Below are 18,443 nucleotides of genomic sequence, written 5' to 3' on the forward strand. Positions count from 1 at the left end.
TTCAAATGAATTATTTTCAGATTATACTATATCTTCAGTTATTTAACTTAGGAAAAATAAGAAAAAAATACAACTAAAAAATAATTATGGAGCATAAGGAGGGGAATAAAGAATAGCAACAGCAGAAAGGAGGCGCGGATACCATCGACTTTTGATACTAGGAATGATCATACTTTCGTTCGATAAACGTTGAGAGTGCTTTGTCCCAGTTAAATTCGAGCTGATGACGCACCGCATATAACATGTCATGGAACACAGGCTGTACCCCGTAAAAGTCGCGTACTCGTTTATAAATGTGATTCTTATTTTCATATGTATCGTAATAGGATAGTATCTTTTTAGTAAAATGCCCTCCATATGTCCAGTAAAATCCGCCAAAATCAAAAGCCGGATCACCCCACATAGTGTCAGTGAAATCGATGACCCCAGTCATGATGTGTTTTTCCTGATCAATTAGCAGGTTGGAGGTTGTTAAATCCCCGTGCAGGAAGGTTTTAGGGTGAACGGAAGGTGACTGAATAAACTGGCTAAACGTAGCGATGATCTCCGCTCTATAAAGATCATTAAAGTACGGAAAGAGTTTCTCTTCTATGGAGGAAAAAAGCTTTGTCCAGTTATCTGTGGTAAGGGGGTTCCTGAACTTTTTGATCAAACTGGGTTGATGTTGCGGGAGGCGATGTAGTTTTGTTAAAAAGTCAGCGATAAGCTTTGCATTTGCTGGTGTGCAAACGTGCGAGGATTTTATACCTGCTAGAGGCTGGCCAGGAATTTTACGATAGGATACTCCTATTAATTCTTGATTTTCATTATAAAGTGAGGAATACTTTGGGATTTCCAACATAGGATTCGTGTTGTGGAGTGCCTGCAGAAGCTCAGCCTCGAGAATTACCTTAGAAGCTACTTCAAGTGTTTTCGGGAAGCGAAATACCGTTTGTTCATTGACTATATAGAGATCGTTATCCCATCCGTCAGTATTCTTTTGCAGACTGGTGATAGTTTGCCCGCTTAAATGAGACTGGATAAAGCGGCGTTGCTCTCTAGTGTCCATCGATATTTTCCCCCTTTTAAAAAGAGCAGACCATTATGGTCTGCTCTGAAGATGTGTATATATTTAGTTGCTTACGTGACTAATGTCTGACTCCACGGGCTCTTCTGGAAGGCCGTGTTTCTTCTCTGTTTCCGTTACAACCACAGCACAAGCTGCATCACCAGTAATATTGATAGCTGTACGGGTCATGTCAAGAAGTCGGTCGATCCCGATAATCAGTGCAATACCTTCTACTGGAAGGCTTACCTGGTTAAGAACCATGGCCAGCATGATCAGTCCAACACCCGGAACTCCTGCTGTTCCGATACTAGCGAGCACGGCAGTGAGAACGACCATAACTAGTTGAGTAAATCCTAGGTCTGTTCCATAAACCTGTGCAATAAAGATCGTTGCTACCCCTTGCATGATAGCCGTACCATCCATGTTTATCGTTGCGCCTAATGGCTGCACAAAGCCGCTAATCGGTTTAGGGACACCTAAGTTTTCCTGAGCCGTTTTCATAGAAACCGGCAGTGTTGAACTACTGCTTGACGTACTAAATCCTACCGTTGCTGCAGGAAAGAAGCCTTTAAAGAAACGGATTGGATTCATTTTACCGAGTAAGGAGACAGCTCCGCCATACACAACAAATGCGTGTATAAATAATGCGAGTATGACGACAAGCATATAGGCTGCCATCGCTTTAGCACCATCAAGCCCCATTTCACCGATGGCAGAAGCTAGTAACCCGAAGGCGCCATATGGAGCAAATCGCATAATTAAGTTAACAAGAAACATCATAATTTCATTACCTTGTTCAATGACCTTCGTTACACCTTCAACCTTTTTGCCAAGCATGGTTAGCGCAAAGCCAACAAAAATGGAGAAAGCAATGATTTGCAGCATATTTCCTTCGGCCATCGCCTGAATAGGGTTAGTAGGGATAATTCCTGTAAATGTTTCAACGACACTTGGAGCTTTTTCACTTTCGTATTGTGCTCCAGACGTATCAATTCCTGAATTTCCAGGTTCAAACAAGTAAGCTAGCCCAATAGCAATTGAAATGGCGATCGTTGTAGTGACAAGGAAAAAAGCAATTGTTTTCGTTCCAATTCGCCCTAGTTTCTTAGGGTCTCCTAATGAAGCTACTCCTAGAGTAATCGAGAAAAACACGATAGGAACGACTAACATCTTAATTAAGTTTAGAAAGATCGTTCCTAGTGGACTAAATATATAAGCATCTAAAGTATCAAATAAATCCGGTGCTAAAAAGTGTAAAACTAGACCGACGACAGCACCTAGAGCAAGTCCGATTAAAATCTTTGCTGTTAATTTCATACATTTACCCCCTTAGGTATATTATTGAGAGCGTTTACTTAATCAATTATAGTGTCTCTCAGCTGGTGGTATGCGTCATGGAGTTAAGTTAAATCGATTGTTTTAAAGAAGCTTATATGTCGGTGACACCTAACAGGAATAACCGTAAGCGTGTTTGCAAAGGCTTGGCAGCTTCTGCGGAGAGGAGAAGCTGCCAAGTTATAAAAAGGATTTATCACGGCAGGAATATTGTATATATGGTGGTGATCATGCTTTGTGTAAATAATAATAAAACATCTTCAAATTAACTCACTCAGCCGCTTGGCAAGCTACTAATAGAACAAACATGCTCGCTTAAACGGCTCGACGACACTTTCCCTTAATTATAAACTATCACAATTATGTGTTTACATAAAGACAAAAAATTTTCCAAAATCACATAACTCCTATTAAATCAGCATTTTTCGATAGATTTTCCGAAAAAACGATAGAATTTGCCCCCTTAAATAGATAAAACTGGTTTTTTTCTGATTAATTATAGAATCGTTTGCTTGAAAGTGAGAAAATTACAGGATAGAACGGGAAGGAGATTTGGTACATATGAATAACGACTGTCCATTTTGTCACATTGATCAAGATCCAGAGCAACAGGTTATTTTTGAAAATGCCACCTGCTACTTTATTCAAAAGTCTTCTGAACAGGAAATTCTAGAGGGGAGTGGAGTGATTGTCCCTAAAACTCATACTAAAACCGTGTTCGATTTATCTTCGGAACAGTGGAAAGACTCGCAAGAATTGTTGAATAAAACAAAGGATTATCTGGATCGCATCTATTCTCCAGATGGATACAGTGTCGGATGGAACACCGGGGAGGTCGGCGGTCAGTCGATTCCTCATGCTCATTTGCACGTGATTCCAAGGTATAAGGATGAACCATATGCGGGTAAAGGGATCCGGTACTGGATTAAACAACCCAGTAATTCACGCCAATACACAAAGCAGATGAGATCGGAATAAAAATTGAGCAGTCATGAAGAATGACCTTGTGAGAGAGGGGCGAAAGCTTGGGTGTAAAGGGGAAATTCTACTTATACCTCTGCTTTTGTAAGGTAGTCAAATAGCCTCGTGTTTCTCAATCTTATCTTCCAAGAAAGGAATAAAATAGTGTCTTGTCGTCTAAAGCTGATAAAAAATCGGAAGATTATGAAATAGATTGCAAGATTCGCTTTTTTTCTACAAGTGATCTTTTGTAAAATATAATAGTGTTTTATAAAATAGGTTTTCTATATGAATGAATACTCACTCACAGGAAGGGATGAATGATGTTCGATATTAAAACGATCTATAAATGAAGGTGGAATCAGAAAGGTTTATGTAAATTGAGGTGACAGGTTGAAATACAAGGTGAAATTAGAAATGGAGCGAAACAGTAAGTTTCAGGAGTACCTTCATCATAAGATTATGGAGTACAACGAAGATTTTTCTTTGCATCATAGTCTTACTAGACGCCGAAGCTCAGCCCAGCCAATCAATATGATCGTAACAAATATAGACAACAGATGGGTAGGTGGAATGTCTGCGGAACTATATTCAAGCTGGCTTGAAATCATAGATTTGTGGTTTAGCAGAACATTTCGAGGAATAGGTATTGGAACAGAGTTACTTCATAAGGCAGAGTCTATGGCTAGAAAAAGAGGAGCTGAATACTCCATGTTAACTACATTCGATTTTCAAGCGAAATCTTTTTATGAAGCAAAGGGGTACAAAGTTGTTGGTGAATTAAAAGATCATCCCCCGGGGTCAAGTTTTTATACGTTGACTAAAAGTCTATAAGAATGTATAACCGCACCATATCTTTTATAAACGTTGGGAGACTGGATTATGGGGTATGTGGAAGATTTAAGAAAAATTGTTGGGCACCGGCCGCTCATTTTGACAGGGGCTGTTGTGATCATCGTAAATCCGGACGGCAAAGTCCTCCTGCAACAGCGGAAATTTCCTAAAGATGTATGGGGCCTGCCCGGAGGCTTGATGGAGCTCGGGGAATCTACGGAGGAGGCAGCGAAAAGAGAAGTGTTTGAAGAAACTCGGCTTCAGGTGTGTAATTTAGAGTTAATGGATGTATATTCGGGGTCTGATTTTTACGTTGTGGCCCAAAATGGTGATGAATATTATTCGGTAACTACGGTCTATACAACTTCCTCTTATACAGGCTGCTTAAGGGCCGATCCTGAAGAGTCAATACAGTGTTCTTTCGCAGATCCTGTTAATTTGCCGGAAAATATGGTTGGAAGTCATCGATTCATGATTGAAGAATACGTGAAGAGGAAAACTTAAAATGATCTGAGTGGGTACAGCTAAAGAAAAGGACAAGAACTGAAAAAGTTCTTGTCCTTTTATAATTTTAAGCCGCTTCTGCTTTTAAACCGGCGCAGCAGTGTATGGCTTTCGACTCTCGTGATCCCTTCGAGAGCATAGAGCTCATTATTTATAAACGACTCCAGTTCTTTAAAATCTTTTACCAGCACATGCATATGAAGCGTGCTCGGTCCAGTCATTTGGTAGCAGCTGGCTACATAAGGATTGTTTGCTAAATTCTCGGCTACCTCTACAAGTGAACGCGGCTCACAATCCACTTCGAAAAAAGCAGAAACTTTTTTTCCTACCTTTTCACTGTTCACGACCGCTGTGAATCTTTCAATCACTCCATGTTCAATCAGCTGATTTACCCTCGAACGGACCGCTACGCGTGAGAGCCCGAGAGTTTTCCCTATATCGGCATAAGACTGCCGGCCATCTTCTATCAACAGTTCAAGGATACGTTTGTCTGTGTCATCAATTTTTATTTTTAACTCATCTTCCATAGACACCCACCTAACAGGAGTAGTAAATCGTTTTGACTAGATTGATTGTATTTTTTTCCATTATGACAACTTTACGTAAAAATCGTAGCACGAAGCATCTTTTCTTTCAAATGATAATTGAAATATGGGAAAAAATAAAAAAATCTGAATTTTTAACAAAAAGGGGTTTTAAAATTTTGAAAATTACCTTATAATCAACAACAATATATACGATTGTTAATTATATTAACTAATTGATTAACGATTGTAAATTAGAAGTAGGTGATTTAATTTGAAAGTAAAATAAACATGTTATGATCCTTTCGGGGTAACTTTACTTAAAAAGGAGGGGGAAGATGGTTGGTTTAATAGTAAAACGGTTCTTGCAGTTGTTACTTTTGCTCTTTGGCATTTCTTTTCTCGTTTTCATGAGCATGCACATCGCACCTGGTGATCCAGCAACAGTCATAGGCGGTCCGACGGCAACAGAGTCAGATCTCGAAGCCATTCGAGAAGAATTAGGACTGAATCGTCCGGTACTTGTACAATATGTCGATTACATAAAAGGTGTTGTACAAGGGGATCTAGGTTACTCATTCCAAAACAATCAATCAGTGACAGAAGCGATCATGACACGTTTTCCGCAAACGTTAAACCTGGCTGTGGCCAGTATGATTGTAGCCATATTAATCGGTGTGCCGGCAGGGATTATTTCAGCTATCAAACAGAATTCCTGGTTTGACTTTTCAAGTACTACCATTGCACTTGCGGGTATTTCCATTCCAAACTTCTGGCTGGGCGCCATGCTTATCCTGATCTTCTCTGTACAGTTGCAATGGCTGCCCGTTGGAGGCTTGAGTGCACCCTTTTGGACGATTGAAGGGCTCAAGCAGCTTATCCTTCCTGCGATAACATTGGGAACAGCTTCAGCTGCTATGATTGCAAGGATGAGCAGGTCAGCCATGCTTGAAGTGATTCGCGCAGACTACATCCGAACAGCAAAAGCCAAAGGAGTAAAATCCTGGGGTGTGATCTGGGTGCACGCTTTGAGAAACGCTATGATCCCTGTCATCACTGTAATCGGGTTGAATTTCGGATTTCTACTTGGCGGGACAATCATCACGGAACAAGTATTTGCGATTAATGGTGTAGGCAGGTTAATGATTGATGCGATCGCCGCTCGTGACTTTCCAGTTGTGCAAGGCACTGTGTTATTAGTGGCAACACTATTCGTGGTTGTCAATTTGATTGTAGATATTATTTACGCCTTTATTGATCCTAGGATCAGCTACGACTAAACGGAAGGAGGTCATGTAATGGCAAGTTCAGAATTAATTGGCAACAGAGAAGTGAAAATAGAGACTAAGAAACAAAAGAAAGAACGAATGTTAGTCAAGACGATTAAGCGTTTGTTGAAAAACAAATTGGCTGTTTTTGGACTTATTATCATTGCTATCCAAGTAATTATGGCTGTTTTTGCGCCTCTGTTCGCGGGATATGATCCAGTGGAACAAGATCTTCCGAACGCCCAGCTTGGCATCGGGGCTGAAGGACATTGGCTCGGCACGGATAATTACGGCAGAGATGTGTGGTCACGGCTTGTGTTCGGAGCACGAATCTCGCTTATTGTCGGTGTGACGTCGGTTTCACTCGGTTTAATTGGAGGCGTTATTCTAGGGCTGCTTTCGGGATATTTTAAGAAACTCGACGGACCAATTATGCGAGTTGTTGATTTATTGTTTGCTTTCCCAGGAATCCTGCTCGCCATGCTTATTATTGCCATGTTAGGTACTAGCTTAGTAAACGTTGTCATTGCTATCAGTATTTGGTCAGTTCCAACGTGTGCCAGAATCGTTCGAGGAAGTGTGCTATCTGTTAAAAAACAGGAATATATCCTGGCTATGAGATCGCTTGGAGCCAGTAATAAAAGAATTTTATTTAAGCACATTCTCCCTAACTGTATGGCGCCGATTATTGTATTCGCTACGATGCGAATGGCAACAGCAATATTGTCCACTGCAGCTTTGAGTTTCTTAGGTTTAGGTGCTCAGCCGCCTACTCCTGAGTGGGGAGCCATGATTGCAACGGGACAGGATTTTATGTTTACGTCCCCGCATTTAACGATTATCCCGGGAATAGCAATTATGCTGGTTGTATTTGCGTTTAATGTGGTAGGGGATGGCTTGAGGGATGCGCTTGATCCTAATATGGAGCTAGATACTTAAAATGGGAGGTTTTTAATGTGAGGGAACAGAGTGTTCAATGGTTTGTATTTATTTTGCTAGCAATTGTTACTTTAGCAGGTTGTAGCAATGATGCTTCAGAGAATGGAAGTGACAGTGGATCAGATGTAAGCCAGGAGCTTACCTATGCCACTACTTCAGATGTTGTAGGTTTATCACCTATTGATACGAATGATTCAGTATCTTCAGCTGTCATTGAACAAGTGTACGAAACCTTGTTTGTTAGAGACCCAAAAACCATGGAAATCAAGCCGCGTTTGGCAGAATCCTATGAAACACCTGATGAAACAACCTGGGTGATTAAATTAAAGGAAGGTATCACGTTTCATGATGGAACACCATTTAACGCCGAGGCAGTAAAATACACATTTGATCAGTTTATGAGTGAAGAGAGAGCAGCACCAAGAGCTTCTTTGCTTGAACCTGTTGAATCAGTGGAGGTTCGGGATGAATATACGGTTGTGATTAAGACGAAAGAGCCTTATGGTCCATTACTGGCAGCCCTGTCCCATACGAATGCATCTATAGTAAGTCCGAAGGCCGATAAAGGCGGCGACTTGAACCAAAATCCAGTAGGAACCGGACCGTTCGTTTTTGAAGAGTGGGTGCAAGGCAGCCATGTGACACTTTCTAAAAATGAAGATTATTGGCAAGGGGCCCCTCAGCTTGAGAAGGTGACGATGAAGGTAGTTCCTGAGTACTCCACAGCAGTTTCGATGATGCAGACAGGAGAAGTTCAATTCATTGACGCGATTCCAACTGAACAACTCCCTCGTATCGAGTCACTTAAAGATGTCGAGGTACAAAAGAGAGAAGGAACACCCGTTTACTACTTAGGTTTTAATATGAATAAAGAGCCTTTTAATGACATTAATTTCAGAAAAGCTGTCTCCCACGCGATCGATCGTGAGGCTTATGTGAAACAATTAAACGGGTTGGGAACTAAGAATGAAAGTATTATTGGTCCAAAGGTGTTTGGTTATGATAAAGGTGCATCAGACGCCGGATACAGTTATGACCCTGAAAAGGCTAAACAAATAATTGAAGAAAATGGATTTGAAGGTCAGCAAATAACCTTGTTAGCTGCAAATCGTGAATCTTATATGAAGATGGCTGAAATCGTTCAGGCTCAGTTATCGGAAGTAGGATTAAACGTTGAAATTGAAACAATGGAATGGGGAACGTTCCTAGATACAACAGCAGAAGGAAACTTCCAAATGACTTTCCTTGGCTGGTCTAACAGCACCGCAGATGGAAGTGAACTTCTTTATCCAAACCTGCACTCGGATAACATTGGTTCCTCTAACCGTATGGGCTATAACAACAGTGAGTTTGATAAACTTGTAGATCAGTCACGAGTAACAGTAGACCAGGAAGTAAGAAAACAAAAGTTGATGGAGGCTAATTTAATGGCAATTAAGGATGCTGTCTGGATTCCTATGCATCATGGAGTTGTCACAGCAGCTTACAACAAATCCGTTAAAGGGTTACAGATTGATCCAACAGGACAGTGGTCCCTTTATAATGTCCACATAGAGTAGGGGTGAGACAATGGAACAATTATTAGAAGTAAAGAATTTAGTTACCTCCTTTCGAACAGCTGGGCAAAACGTCCCTGCTGTTCGAGGGGTCTCTTTTTCGGTTGATCGAGGAGAGACGTTGTGCATTGTCGGGGAATCCGGCTGTGGGAAAAGTATTACCACACTATCTGTTATGGGACTGCTCCCGAACAATGGGGAGATCTCGACAGGATCAGTTAAGTTTAATGGAGAAGAGTTGACTGTTAAAAAGAAAGAGGAAATGAGAAGGCTGCGCGGGAATGAGATTTCTATGATATTCCAGGAACCCATGACAGCTTTAAACCCAGTATTCACTGTAGGCTATCAGCTCATGGAACCGCTGAAAATACACACTAAGCTATCAAAGGCAGAGGTGAAGCATAAGGCCATTGACTTATTAAACCAGGTAGGGATTCCGCATCCTGAGAAAAAGTTAAAGCAATACTCTCATGAGCTAAGCGGGGGAATGCGACAGCGAGTCATGATCGCTATTGCCCTTGCCTGCAACCCTTCACTTTTGATTGCAGATGAACCTACAACCGCACTCGATGTAACGATTCAGGCGCAGATTCTGGATTTGATTGATGATCTTAAGGAAGATCTGGGCATGGGGGTTGTGATGGTTACCCATGATATGGGCGTTGTGGCTGAAGTTGCTGATCACGTAATGGTAATGTATGCAGGAAATGTTGTAGAAACGGGAAGCGTCGAAGAAATTTTTACAAATCCTAGTCATCCTTATACGAAAGGGTTGCTTGCGTCTGTGCCAAATGTTGACGATGCCAATCATTCATTAGAAGCGATCCCTGGTTCTTTACCTAACATCAATGAAAAGATTACTGGGTGCAGATTTCATCCCAGGTGTCCATTTGCTACAGACAAGTGCAAGGAAGAAGATCCTCCTCATTTCTCCTTATCAGCGAGTCATCAATCTAAGTGCTGGCTGCAAGAGGAGGTGACCCAGCATGAGTCTCGAAACAAAGCCTTTTCTTGAAGTGAATCAAGTAAAAAAATATTTTCCTATTAAAAGCAGCTTGCTTAAAAAAACAAAGGCCAACGTTCAGGCAGTCGAAAACGTATCCATCGATGTGTTCGAAGGGGAGACTCTCGGAATTGTAGGAGAGTCTGGCTGTGGTAAATCAACTTTAGGTCGTACCATACTTGGCCTGGAGGAACTTACCGGCGGATCGATAAAGCTTCGAGGAGAAGAAATTGGCGGTCTTTCGGAAAAGAAACTGAAGAAGTATAAAAAAGAAATGCAAATGATTTTCCAGGACCCGTATGCTTCTCTTAACCCCCGTCAGCGCATTGGGGATGCCCTTGAAGAAGCCTTTATTATCCACACGGAACTGGGGAAGAAGGACCGTGAACAGAGAGTTCGTGAGCTATTAGTTGAGGTTGGCCTTAAAGAAGAACACGCAGATCGCTATCCTCATGAATTCAGCGGGGGACAAAGGCAGAGAATTGGTATCGCACGAGCCATCTCCTTGAACCCTTCATTGATTGTATGTGATGAAGCGGTGTCTGCCCTTGACGTTTCCGTGCAAGCGCAAGTGATTCAACTGTTAAAAAAGCTGCAAGACAGCCACCAGCTAACTTATTTGTTTATTTCACATGATCTGGGTGTAGTCAGGCATATGTGTGATCGCGTTCTGGTGATGTATTTAGGAGCTACTGCAGAACTGGCATCAGCGGATGAACTTTATGCTAATCCGCTCCATCCCTATACAAAAGCTCTTCTTTCTGCGATTCCAAGGCCAATACCAGGGAAGAAAAAAGACAGGGTTCGTTTAGAAGGGGATCTTCCTAATCCTGCTAATTACCCGACGGGCTGCCCTTTTCATACGCGATGTCCGCTAGCTCATGACCGCTGTCGCGAGGAAAGACCAGAGTGGAGAGAGGTTGAACCAGATCATTTTGTTGCCTGCCACGAAGTGTAAGGCACCAGCATATAGAGCAATTACTGTATATGATATTTTGACAGGAACATAGAGAGGGGCGCGAGAATGGATCAAATGGATTATCTTTATCAACCTTATACAGCAAATCGAGTAGCGACTGTCGCAAGTAAAGGGATGGTCGCTACCTCCCAGCCTTTAGCATCCCAGGCCGGATTGGAAATGTTGAAACAAGGCGGAAATGCCATTGATGCAGCAATTGCTACGGCAGCCACACTAACGGTTGTTGAGCCTACATCGAATGGTATTGGAGGGGATGCTTTTGCACTCGTCTGGACAAAGAATAAATTGCACGGGTTAAATGGGAGTGGTCATGCCCCAGCCGCATTATCTATAGAGGAGCTTAAAAAACGAGGCTATAACGAAATCCCTAAGTTCGGATTTGTGCCTGTAACCGTACCAGGAGTGCCGGGAGCTTGGGCGGAGCTGTCCAAGCGATTCGGTAAGCTGCCTTTTAAAGACGTGCTAGCGCCCGCTATTCAATATGCAGAACAAGGATTTCCGATTTCACCTGTATTAGGGAAGTTTTGGAGAACAGCAGCAGAGAAGTTCAAGGAAACCCTTCAAGGAGAAGAGTTTCAACACTGGTTTGATACGTTTGCCCCTAACGGTCGAGCACCGGAAATTGGTGAGCAGTGGAGTTCCCAGGGGCATGCCAATACACTGAGGAAAATTGCTGAAACGAATGCGGAAGATTTTTACCATGGAGAGCTGGCGGCTAAAATTGACGAGTTTTCCAAAAAGCATGATGGATTCATACGCAAAGAAGACTTGCAAAACTATCAGCCGGAGTGGGTAGAGCCCGTCTCTGTGAATTATCGAGGATATGACGTTTGGGAGATTCCTCCTAATGGTCAGGGAATCGTAGCTTTGTCAGCACTCAATCTTCTGAAAGGCTTTAAAATGGAAGATAAAGAGACAGTCGATACGTATCATAAACAGATTGAAGCGATGAAATTAGCTTTTGCTGATGGGCAAAAGTTTGTAGCTGATCCGCGGCATATGGAATTGGATTATACCGATCTTCTGGATGAAGGGTATGCTAATGAACGCAGAAAGCTTATTACCGAGCAGGCTCTTACTCCTGAGCCGGGGCAGCCACCTAAAGGCGGAACGGTGTATTTAGCAGCCGCAGATGATGAAGGTAACATGGTTAGTTTTATTCAAAGTAATTATATGGGATTTGGTTCAGGTTTAGTCGTGCCGGGTACTGGCATAGCCTTGCAAAACCGTGGTCATAACTTTTCATTAGATGAAAACCATGCGAATGCACTAGCTGGAAACAAACGATCCTATCACACGATCATTCCTGGTTTTATTACAAAAGGAAACAATCCTGTTGGACCTTTCGGAGTAATGGGAGGATTTATGCAGCCACAAGGCCATGTACAAGTGGCGATGAATACAATTGACTTTCACTTGAATCCGCAGGCTGCCTTGGATGCCCCCCGCTGGCAATGGATGAAAGATAAGACCGTATGGGTAGAGCCGAATTTTCCTGGACATATAGCTGAGGCCTTAGCGAGAAGAGGACATCATATTGAAGTGCAGCTTGAAAAAGGAGCTTTCGGGCGCGGTCAGATTATTTGGCGTGACCTGAAAAATGGTACGTTATTTGGAGGCACCGAATCACGAACAGATGGCACGATATCTGCTTATTAAGGCAATGAAAGGATAGGATATGGTGAGAGGGGATGAGAGTATTGAAACAGCATTGGAATCTCTTCCTTGCTTTTTTTCGAGTAGGTATGCTCGGATATGGCGGCGGTCCCTCCTCAATACCGCTTGTGCATAAAGAGGTTGTAGAAAAGTATAAATGGCTCTCTGATGATGATTTTGCTGACATTTTAGCACTGGCAAACTCACTTCCCGGACCGATTGCGACAAAAATGGCGGGCTATATAGGATTTCGGGTATCAGGTGTTTTAGGTATGTTAAACGCTGTCCTGGCTACGATTATACCGACGATTACCATAATGATCGTGCTGATTACTTCATTAAATAGTTTTAAAGATCAAGCCTGGGTTAGTGGGATGACCAAAGCCGTTGTCCCTGTGGTTGGGGTCATGCTTGCCAAGCTCACCTATGATTTCTTTAAAAAGGCAAAAGTAAATCTGGGGTGGTTGTACACCATTTTGTTAGCGACAGGTTCCCTCATTTTAATAGAGTGGGTTGGAATACATCCTGGAATTCTCATTTTAGTGCTTCTTATATCAGCCTTAGTGCGGCCGATGGGTAAGAATGAAACGCAAACTGCATTACGTAAGGAGCAATCCTCATGATTTATTGGAAGATTTTTATAGCTTTTTTTATTCCAGGAGTTTTAGGATATGGAGGCGGTCCAGCTTCGATTCCTTTAGTAGAGAACGAGGTAGTGGAGCGCTTTAACTGGATGACCGTCAGCGATTTCAGTGAAATGCTGGCGATGGCGAATGCTTTACCTGGTCCGATTGCAACGAAGATGGCAGGGTTTATCGGCTATCAGCAAGCCGGAATGCTTGGCTCTTTCGTAGGGGTTTTTGCAACGGTGGCTCCTTCCTTAATCTTAATGATTGCGCTGCTGAGTCTCTTGTATAAGTTTAAAGACTCGCCCCGGGTGAAAACCATGACAGCCCTTATTCGGCCAACCATTGCCGTTTTGCTCGGAGTAATAGCGTTTCAGTTCTTCCGTGATTCCTATTTTTCGGCAGGGGCCGTGCAAACTGTTCTCCTGATTGTAGCCAGCTTTCTTTTATTGGAAAAAGTAAAAGTCCATCCCGCCTTTGTTATTTTAGGATCGTTAATTTATGGAGGCATTTTTCTAGGGTGATCCAGAAACATACCATACGATGAAAAAATGAATAGTATAAACGCTGATCATTAGCGTAGTCAAAATGCGTAGACTCCAGCGGGAACAGCACGAGCCAAAGATCCCACAGGAAAGCGCCCTTTGCTTTCCGAGGAAGCTGAGTCCGTGCCCGCGGAAAGCGAAGTGTTTTGACGGAGCGATGGTAGAATTCCTTTCTTGGCACACAAATAATCCGAACTGATTTGGTCGATTATTTTATACTTTATTCGGTTTTGTCCCAACCTCGGGTTTAAACTCAGCAATAGCTTCTTCTCCGTAAACTGAAACTTATCTGTTCTTGATTCGTACCTTAAACAGTACGAAAGAGGAGGACCTTGCATATGAGCAATTATTCACTACAGCAATTCGTTCAGCAAACGAAGCAGGATGAGACAGAGAATGATTATTTTGAGCTGGAAACCCCCCGGATCTTGGAAGTGAATCTAACGGATGAAGTATGGGCGAAGACAGGTTCTATGATTTCTTATAATGGAGCCATTAAATTTACGCGGGAAGGAATCCTTGAACATGGTGTCGGCAAAATGTTCAAGAAGGCCATTTCTGGTGAAGGAAGTTCACTCATGAAGGCGCAAGGGCAAGGACGTTTATATTTAGCTGACCAGGGGAAGAAGATAACGATTTTTGACCTAGCTAACGAGTCAATTACAGTGAATGGCAACGACCTGCTAGCATTCGAACCGAGTATTCAGTGGGATGTTAAATTAATGAAGAAAGTGGCAGGAATGATGTCAGGCGGGTTGTTTAATATTACGATGCAAGGAAGCGGAAGAGTGGCGGTAACTTCACACTACGAACCGCTTACGTTACTCGTCCGGCCTGGAGAATCTGTTATAACTGACCCTAATGCTACGGTAGCCTGGTCGGGACACCTGCAGCCAGAGTTCCGGACAGATATCAGTTTTAAAACATTTCTTGGGCGGGGCAGCGGCGAATCCATCCAGATGGAATTTAAAGGGGAAGGATTTGTCATCGTTCAGCCTTTCGAGGAAGTTTACACAACCGGAAGCAGCTGATGAAGGAATATTATTGATAAATGAACAGAGTTCGTCATGTTCAGCAAGTCTTACACATATATTAAAAAGTAGGAAAAAGTTAAGCCTTCACCCTTTACTTCATTGGTGAATCATTGTATGATGAATAATATCAAAAAAATAATAACGGAAACTTCTTATCCAGAGAGGCGGAGGGACTGGCCCTTTGATGCCCGGCAACCATCGAATCAATCCAATAAGGATTGACGAGAACGGTGCCAATTCCTGTAGGATGGTAACATTCTAAGAGATGAGAGGATCGTACGGAATATTACGACCCCTTTTCTTATACTGGATAAGAAAAGGGGTCTTTTGGTGTATAAACCGTCATACTCTCTTTATAAAGAAGTTCCGAATTAACAGAAAGGGAAGATGAGTTATGGCTACAGCTATTTTTGGTGCAGGATGCTTCTGGGGGGTAGAACCCTTCTTTGAACGATTTGACGGAGTTATCTCAACACGTGTGGGATATACGGGTGGGAATGTCGAGCACCCGACTTATGAGCAGGTAAAAACGGGCACAACAGGTCATGCCGAAGCTGTAAAGATAGAGTATGACCCGGGCGTCCTAACATATGAAGAGCTGGTCAATATCTTTTTTGAAGCTCATGACCCAACAACGGTTAATCAACAAGGGATTGATGTTGGGCATCAGTATCGCTCAGCTATTTTTTACAGCAGCGATCCTGAAAAGAAGATTGCCGATGAGAAAATTCAGCAATGGAATGGGAAGGGAATTTTCAAGCGGCCGATTGTAACAGAAGTTACCCAAGCGGCTGAATTTTATGAGGCTGAAGAGCATCATCAGAAATATTCACAAAAAAATGGATCAGCCGCCTGCAGTATTGGATAATATAGCAAGCGGGAGGGCCTTTCTTTTATAAGGAAGGTTCTTTTTTTTTGGAGTATTAGAAGATACTTCCCGTTATCTGCAAAATATGAAAGAATGGAGTGGCGATAGAGGAAGATCATTTCATATCTTCATTCAATTTTCTGAACGAAAAGGAGGAAGGACAGCCGTGTGGTTTAATGATGGGCTACTCCTGATCATGACCATCTTTATGGTGATTGGAGCATTAGATTGCTATATTTTACATAACCGCTGGGGTCTCGGACAAAGGTTCTATGAAGCTTTTATGATGATGGGACCACTGGCACTCGCGATGGTAGGGATCATTTCATTGGCGCCTGTCCTTTCAGCGTGGCTGGCTCCGATCATTACACCAGTATACCAATGGCTTGGGGTCGATCCTTCAATGTTTGCTTCAACTATTTTGGCAATTGATATGGGGGCTTATCAGCTTGCTGAATCGCTTGCGGAAAGTGAGGAAGCTGCTGTCTTTTCCTGGGCTTTCCTCGGGACGATGATGGGACCTACATTGGTTTTTACGATTCCGATTGCTTTAACGATGATCAGCAAGCAGGATTATCCTTATTTTGCAAAAGGAATTTTAATTGGCTTGATGACGATTCCTATCGGCTGTCTTGCTGGAGGAGCGGTAGCAGGCTATGACTTGTGGTGGATGGTACGAAACTTGACCCCTACAGTCGTCCTGGCAGTTTGTATTGGATTTGGATTGTGGAAGTTTACACGTGTAACAATTCGATTGTTTGCTAAATTCGGCAGAGCAGTCGAGCTGCTGATTATTAGTGGGCTAGTGCTGATCATTATAGAGACGTTAACAGGCATTTCCATTGTGTCAGGTATGGCACCAATAGAGGAAGGGATAGGGATTGTAGGCCGAATTACAATCATGCTGGCAGGTGCGTATCCGATGGTAACGTTTATTAATCAGCGTGGACAGCGATTGTGGAGAAAATTTAGCCGAAAGCTTGGGATTAATTCTTTGGCTATGACGGGGTTTATTGCATCCCTTGCTCATCACATTCCGATGCTTGCGACGATGAAGGAAATGGACACGCGGGGAAAAGTGATGAACGCAGCGTTTGCAGTCAGCGGGGCGTTTGTGCTTGGCGGCCATATAGGGTTTGTCGCCAGTGTTAATAAAGAGATGATTTTATCTGTGGTTATTGGAAAATTAGTGGCAGGTGTGCTGGCGGGCTGGATTGCCTGGCTGGCAACCAGCCCTGCCGAAGAGATAGAGGATACCTTTTTAAAAAATGAAGATGGCCATAAGGATGATAGCAATCAAAAAAGTTATCCCGTAAATAATAGTTAGAAGGCGGAAGCTCGTGCTTTTTCCATGAGACTGGAGGCTCGCAGCTTCTTCCGCTGAAGAATACCCTTCCGACTCGTACTTAGCAATTGTTTGGTTGACGTTTCTTCCCACGTACAGTGTTCCAACGAGTGCTATGATACTCACTAAAATGATGACAGCCATTAAGATCGAGAACATGATGACCACCACTCCTTTGTTTATTATACTTCTATTATACCTTATCTTCGGGATTTGTAATCCAGTCATATATTTAAGTTTAGTGAACTTTTGTTGAGCAATTTAGTTTAAAGAGTGAGGGGGCAGAGTTATAATTTAGGAGCTTTAAATTTTGTACGGTAAGCACCTTTTTCATAGTCGTGAAAGGGGTGTAATTTTTTTCTGCTGAGAGGGGTGTGGGAAGTTGAAATTATATAGTGCTTTAATTGGACTCAGTTTAATATGGGGTATGTCCTTTGTTTTTATAAAATGGCTGCTTGAACCTGCAGGACCATGGGGAACTGTGTTTCTGAGATGTTCTGCAGCTGTGGTCATCTTGTTTCCCTTTCTTTGGATGAAAAGAAAGAAAATAGTAAAACCAATACCATGGAAGCCGATGCTTGTTGTCGGTGTCTTTAATGCAGGCCTTCCTTGGGGACTGATTGCTTTAAGTGAAACACAGATTAATAGCAGTACAGCAGCTGTATTAAATGCCTTAACGCCAATTTTTACCGGACTAGTTGGATTTCTTTTTTTCTCGATTGTGTTAAAAAAGCGCCAATGGCTGGGAATTGGATTAGGGTTTGCGGGTATTCTTGTACTAATGGAGTTTAATGTCGGACAGTTGTTTCATGAGAGTTTCGTGGGGATAGGAACTATGGTATTGACCACTATTTCTTATGGGTTTGCCACACAATACACAAAAAAACACTTGCAAGCCACTAGTGTTTTGCTGTTAACCACATGTTCACTAGCTGCTGGCGCTCTCGTAGGCCTCATCGGCACGATATTTACTGGGACTACAGCTAATTTAAAGCCGGCCATATTAGCAGATCCTCTTATTTTGTTCGCCATTATTGGTCTGGGGTGCTTCGGATCCGGGATTGCCCATCTTATCTTTTACTACATTGTTAAAAACAGCAGTGCGGAATTCGCAGCATCGGTCACTTATCTTGTACCTATTACTGCCATGATCTGGGGATACGTGCTGCTTGATGAACCGATTACGAAGAATTTAGCAATCGGACTGCTGATTATTTTCGCCGGAGTTTATTTGGCTACTCGAAAGCCGAAAAAGAAACACGAGACTAGTAATCAGCAAATGGCAGAGGAAGCATGAGGCACACTTTGCTTAAATAGGTCATTGAATCCCCTGCTTGTCTAAAGTCCTCTTATTGTAATCACAAATCCTGTAGGATGGTAACTCTTCTGTTGGTATCATGCTGTTCTAAATCGGACCTT

General features: G+C 42.5%; 18 protein-coding genes and 1 riboswitch. Of the genes, 15 read left to right on the forward strand and 3 right to left on the reverse strand.

Translation table 11 applies throughout. The features are described 5' to 3' along the window. Positions 1–157: 157 nt before the first annotated feature. On the reverse strand, positions 158–1,048 hold the full coding sequence (locus tag G6R08_RS15295) for a phosphotransferase family protein (RefSeq protein ID WP_163529067.1): 891 nt from the start codon (positions 1,046–1,048) through the stop codon (positions 158–160). A 63-nt stretch (positions 1,049–1,111) separates the two neighbouring features. Continuing rightward, on the reverse strand, positions 1,112–2,365 hold the full coding sequence (locus G6R08_RS15300; RefSeq protein ID WP_163529069.1) for a dicarboxylate/amino acid:cation symporter: 1,254 nt from the start codon (positions 2,363–2,365) through the stop codon (positions 1,112–1,114). 579 nt (positions 2,366–2,944) lie between these two features. Between G6R08_RS15300 and G6R08_RS15305 the strand changes: the two genes are divergently transcribed. The 3 genes from G6R08_RS15305 (at position 2,945) to G6R08_RS15315 (ending at position 4,681) form a co-directional block, all read left to right on the forward strand. Continuing rightward, positions 2,945–3,361, forward strand: a complete 417-nt coding sequence (locus tag G6R08_RS15305; RefSeq protein ID WP_163529071.1) for an HIT family protein — start codon at positions 2,945–2,947, stop codon at positions 3,359–3,361. A gap of 399 nt (positions 3,362–3,760) precedes the next feature. Then, entirely contained in the window at positions 3,761–4,177 is a 417-nt protein-coding gene (locus G6R08_RS15310) for a GNAT family N-acetyltransferase (protein ID WP_240339741.1), read from the forward strand. Positions 4,178–4,225: 48 nt separating this feature from the next. Continuing rightward, on the forward strand, positions 4,226–4,681 hold the full coding sequence (locus tag G6R08_RS15315; RefSeq protein ID WP_163529073.1) for an NUDIX hydrolase: 456 nt from the start codon (positions 4,226–4,228) through the stop codon (positions 4,679–4,681). Positions 4,682–4,740: 59 nt separating this feature from the next. Here the strand turns inward: G6R08_RS15315 and G6R08_RS15320 are convergent, their stop codons facing one another. Continuing rightward, positions 4,741–5,190, reverse strand: coding sequence for an Lrp/AsnC family transcriptional regulator (locus G6R08_RS15320; RefSeq protein ID WP_079526793.1), 450 nt, complete (start codon positions 5,188–5,190; stop codon positions 4,741–4,743). A gap of 353 nt (positions 5,191–5,543) precedes the next feature. Here G6R08_RS15320 and nikB point away from each other — a divergent pair, with 353 nt between their 5' ends. The 12 genes from nikB to G6R08_RS15380 all read left to right on the forward strand — a co-directional run bounded on the left by nikB (position 5,544) and on the right by G6R08_RS15380 (position 18,321). Next, a complete protein-coding gene (gene nikB, locus G6R08_RS15325; protein ID WP_163529075.1) occupies positions 5,544–6,485 on the forward strand; it encodes a nickel ABC transporter permease in 942 nt (313 codons plus the stop codon). Positions 6,486–6,503: 18 nt separating this feature from the next. Next, positions 6,504–7,412 carry an ABC transporter permease gene (locus G6R08_RS15330; protein ID WP_163529077.1) on the forward strand — a complete coding sequence of 303 codons (909 nt, stop codon included), beginning with the start codon at positions 6,504–6,506 and terminating at the stop codon, positions 7,410–7,412. Positions 7,413–7,429: 17 nt separating this feature from the next. After that, complete coding sequence (locus tag G6R08_RS15335) at positions 7,430–8,971, forward strand: glutathione ABC transporter substrate-binding protein (protein ID WP_163529079.1); 1,542 nt, start codon at positions 7,430–7,432, stop codon at positions 8,969–8,971. Positions 8,972–8,981: 10 nt separating this feature from the next. Beyond that, positions 8,982–9,983, forward strand: coding sequence for an ABC transporter ATP-binding protein (locus G6R08_RS15340; RefSeq protein ID WP_079526389.1), 1,002 nt, complete (start codon positions 8,982–8,984; stop codon positions 9,981–9,983). Continuing rightward, positions 9,955–10,929 carry an ABC transporter ATP-binding protein gene (locus tag G6R08_RS15345; protein WP_079526390.1) on the forward strand — a complete coding sequence of 325 codons (975 nt, stop codon included), beginning with the start codon at positions 9,955–9,957 and terminating at the stop codon, positions 10,927–10,929. Before G6R08_RS15340 ends, G6R08_RS15345 begins: the two co-directional genes overlap by 29 nt. A gap of 75 nt (positions 10,930–11,004) precedes the next feature. Next, on the forward strand, positions 11,005–12,609 hold the full coding sequence (locus tag G6R08_RS15350) for a gamma-glutamyltransferase family protein (RefSeq protein WP_163531350.1): 1,605 nt from the start codon (positions 11,005–11,007) through the stop codon (positions 12,607–12,609). A gap of 41 nt (positions 12,610–12,650) precedes the next feature. Next, a complete protein-coding gene (locus G6R08_RS15355) occupies positions 12,651–13,229 on the forward strand; it encodes a chromate transporter (protein WP_240339742.1) in 579 nt (192 codons plus the stop codon). Then, positions 13,226–13,756 carry a chromate transporter gene (locus G6R08_RS15360; protein ID WP_079526394.1) on the forward strand — a complete coding sequence of 177 codons (531 nt, stop codon included), beginning with the start codon at positions 13,226–13,228 and terminating at the stop codon, positions 13,754–13,756. Before G6R08_RS15355 ends, G6R08_RS15360 begins: the two co-directional genes overlap by 4 nt. 359 nt (positions 13,757–14,115) lie before the next feature. Next, a complete protein-coding gene (locus G6R08_RS15365; protein ID WP_163529084.1) occupies positions 14,116–14,808 on the forward strand; it encodes an AIM24 family protein in 693 nt (230 codons plus the stop codon). A 152-nt stretch (positions 14,809–14,960) separates the two neighbouring features. Then, a riboswitch (SAM riboswitch) is annotated at positions 14,961–15,083 on the forward strand. A gap of 122 nt (positions 15,084–15,205) precedes the next feature. After that, positions 15,206–15,679, forward strand: coding sequence for a peptide-methionine (S)-S-oxide reductase MsrA (gene msrA / locus G6R08_RS15370; protein WP_079526398.1), 474 nt, complete (start codon positions 15,206–15,208; stop codon positions 15,677–15,679). A gap of 166 nt (positions 15,680–15,845) precedes the next feature. Beyond that, positions 15,846–17,006 (forward strand): ethanolamine utilization protein EutH, encoded by a 1,161-nt coding sequence (gene eutH / locus G6R08_RS15375; protein ID WP_163529086.1) that lies wholly within the window; start codon positions 15,846–15,848, stop codon positions 17,004–17,006. Between the two features lie 400 nt (positions 17,007–17,406). After that, positions 17,407–18,321 (forward strand): DMT family transporter, encoded by a 915-nt coding sequence (locus G6R08_RS15380; RefSeq protein ID WP_079526401.1) that lies wholly within the window; start codon positions 17,407–17,409, stop codon positions 18,319–18,321. Positions 18,322–18,443 lie beyond the last annotated feature (122 nt).

The sequence above is a fragment of the Halobacillus ihumii genome (assembly GCF_902726645.1).
In the GTDB taxonomy this organism is placed as follows: domain Bacteria; phylum Bacillota; class Bacilli; order Bacillales; family Halobacillaceae; genus Halobacillus_A; species Halobacillus_A ihumii.

Excerpts from the sequence above, each read along its gene's own strand:
- G6R08_RS15295 (WP_163529067.1), bottom strand. The coding sequence starts at position 1,048 with ATGGACACTAGAGAGCAACGCCGCTTTATCCAGTCTCATTTAAGCGGG.
- G6R08_RS15300 (WP_163529069.1), bottom strand. The coding sequence starts at position 2,365 with ATGAAATTAACAGCAAAGATTTTAATCGGACTTGCTCTAGGTGCTGTC.
- G6R08_RS15305 (WP_163529071.1), top strand. The coding sequence starts at position 2,945 with ATGAATAACGACTGTCCATTTTGTCACATTGATCAAGATCCAGAGCAA.
- G6R08_RS15310 (WP_240339741.1), top strand. The coding sequence starts at position 3,761 with ATGGAGCGAAACAGTAAGTTTCAGGAGTACCTTCATCATAAGATTATG.
- G6R08_RS15315 (WP_163529073.1), top strand. The coding sequence starts at position 4,226 with ATGGGGTATGTGGAAGATTTAAGAAAAATTGTTGGGCACCGGCCGCTC.
- nikB (WP_163529075.1), top strand. The coding sequence starts at position 5,544 with ATGGTTGGTTTAATAGTAAAACGGTTCTTGCAGTTGTTACTTTTGCTC.
- G6R08_RS15330 (WP_163529077.1), top strand. The coding sequence starts at position 6,504 with ATGGCAAGTTCAGAATTAATTGGCAACAGAGAAGTGAAAATAGAGACT.
- G6R08_RS15340 (WP_079526389.1), top strand. The coding sequence starts at position 8,982 with ATGGAACAATTATTAGAAGTAAAGAATTTAGTTACCTCCTTTCGAACA.
- G6R08_RS15345 (WP_079526390.1), top strand. The coding sequence starts at position 9,955 with ATGAGTCTCGAAACAAAGCCTTTTCTTGAAGTGAATCAAGTAAAAAAA.
- G6R08_RS15350 (WP_163531350.1), top strand. The coding sequence starts at position 11,005 with ATGGATTATCTTTATCAACCTTATACAGCAAATCGAGTAGCGACTGTC.
- G6R08_RS15360 (WP_079526394.1), top strand. The coding sequence starts at position 13,226 with ATGATTTATTGGAAGATTTTTATAGCTTTTTTTATTCCAGGAGTTTTA.
- G6R08_RS15365 (WP_163529084.1), top strand. The coding sequence starts at position 14,116 with ATGAGCAATTATTCACTACAGCAATTCGTTCAGCAAACGAAGCAGGAT.
- msrA (WP_079526398.1), top strand. The coding sequence starts at position 15,206 with ATGGCTACAGCTATTTTTGGTGCAGGATGCTTCTGGGGGGTAGAACCC.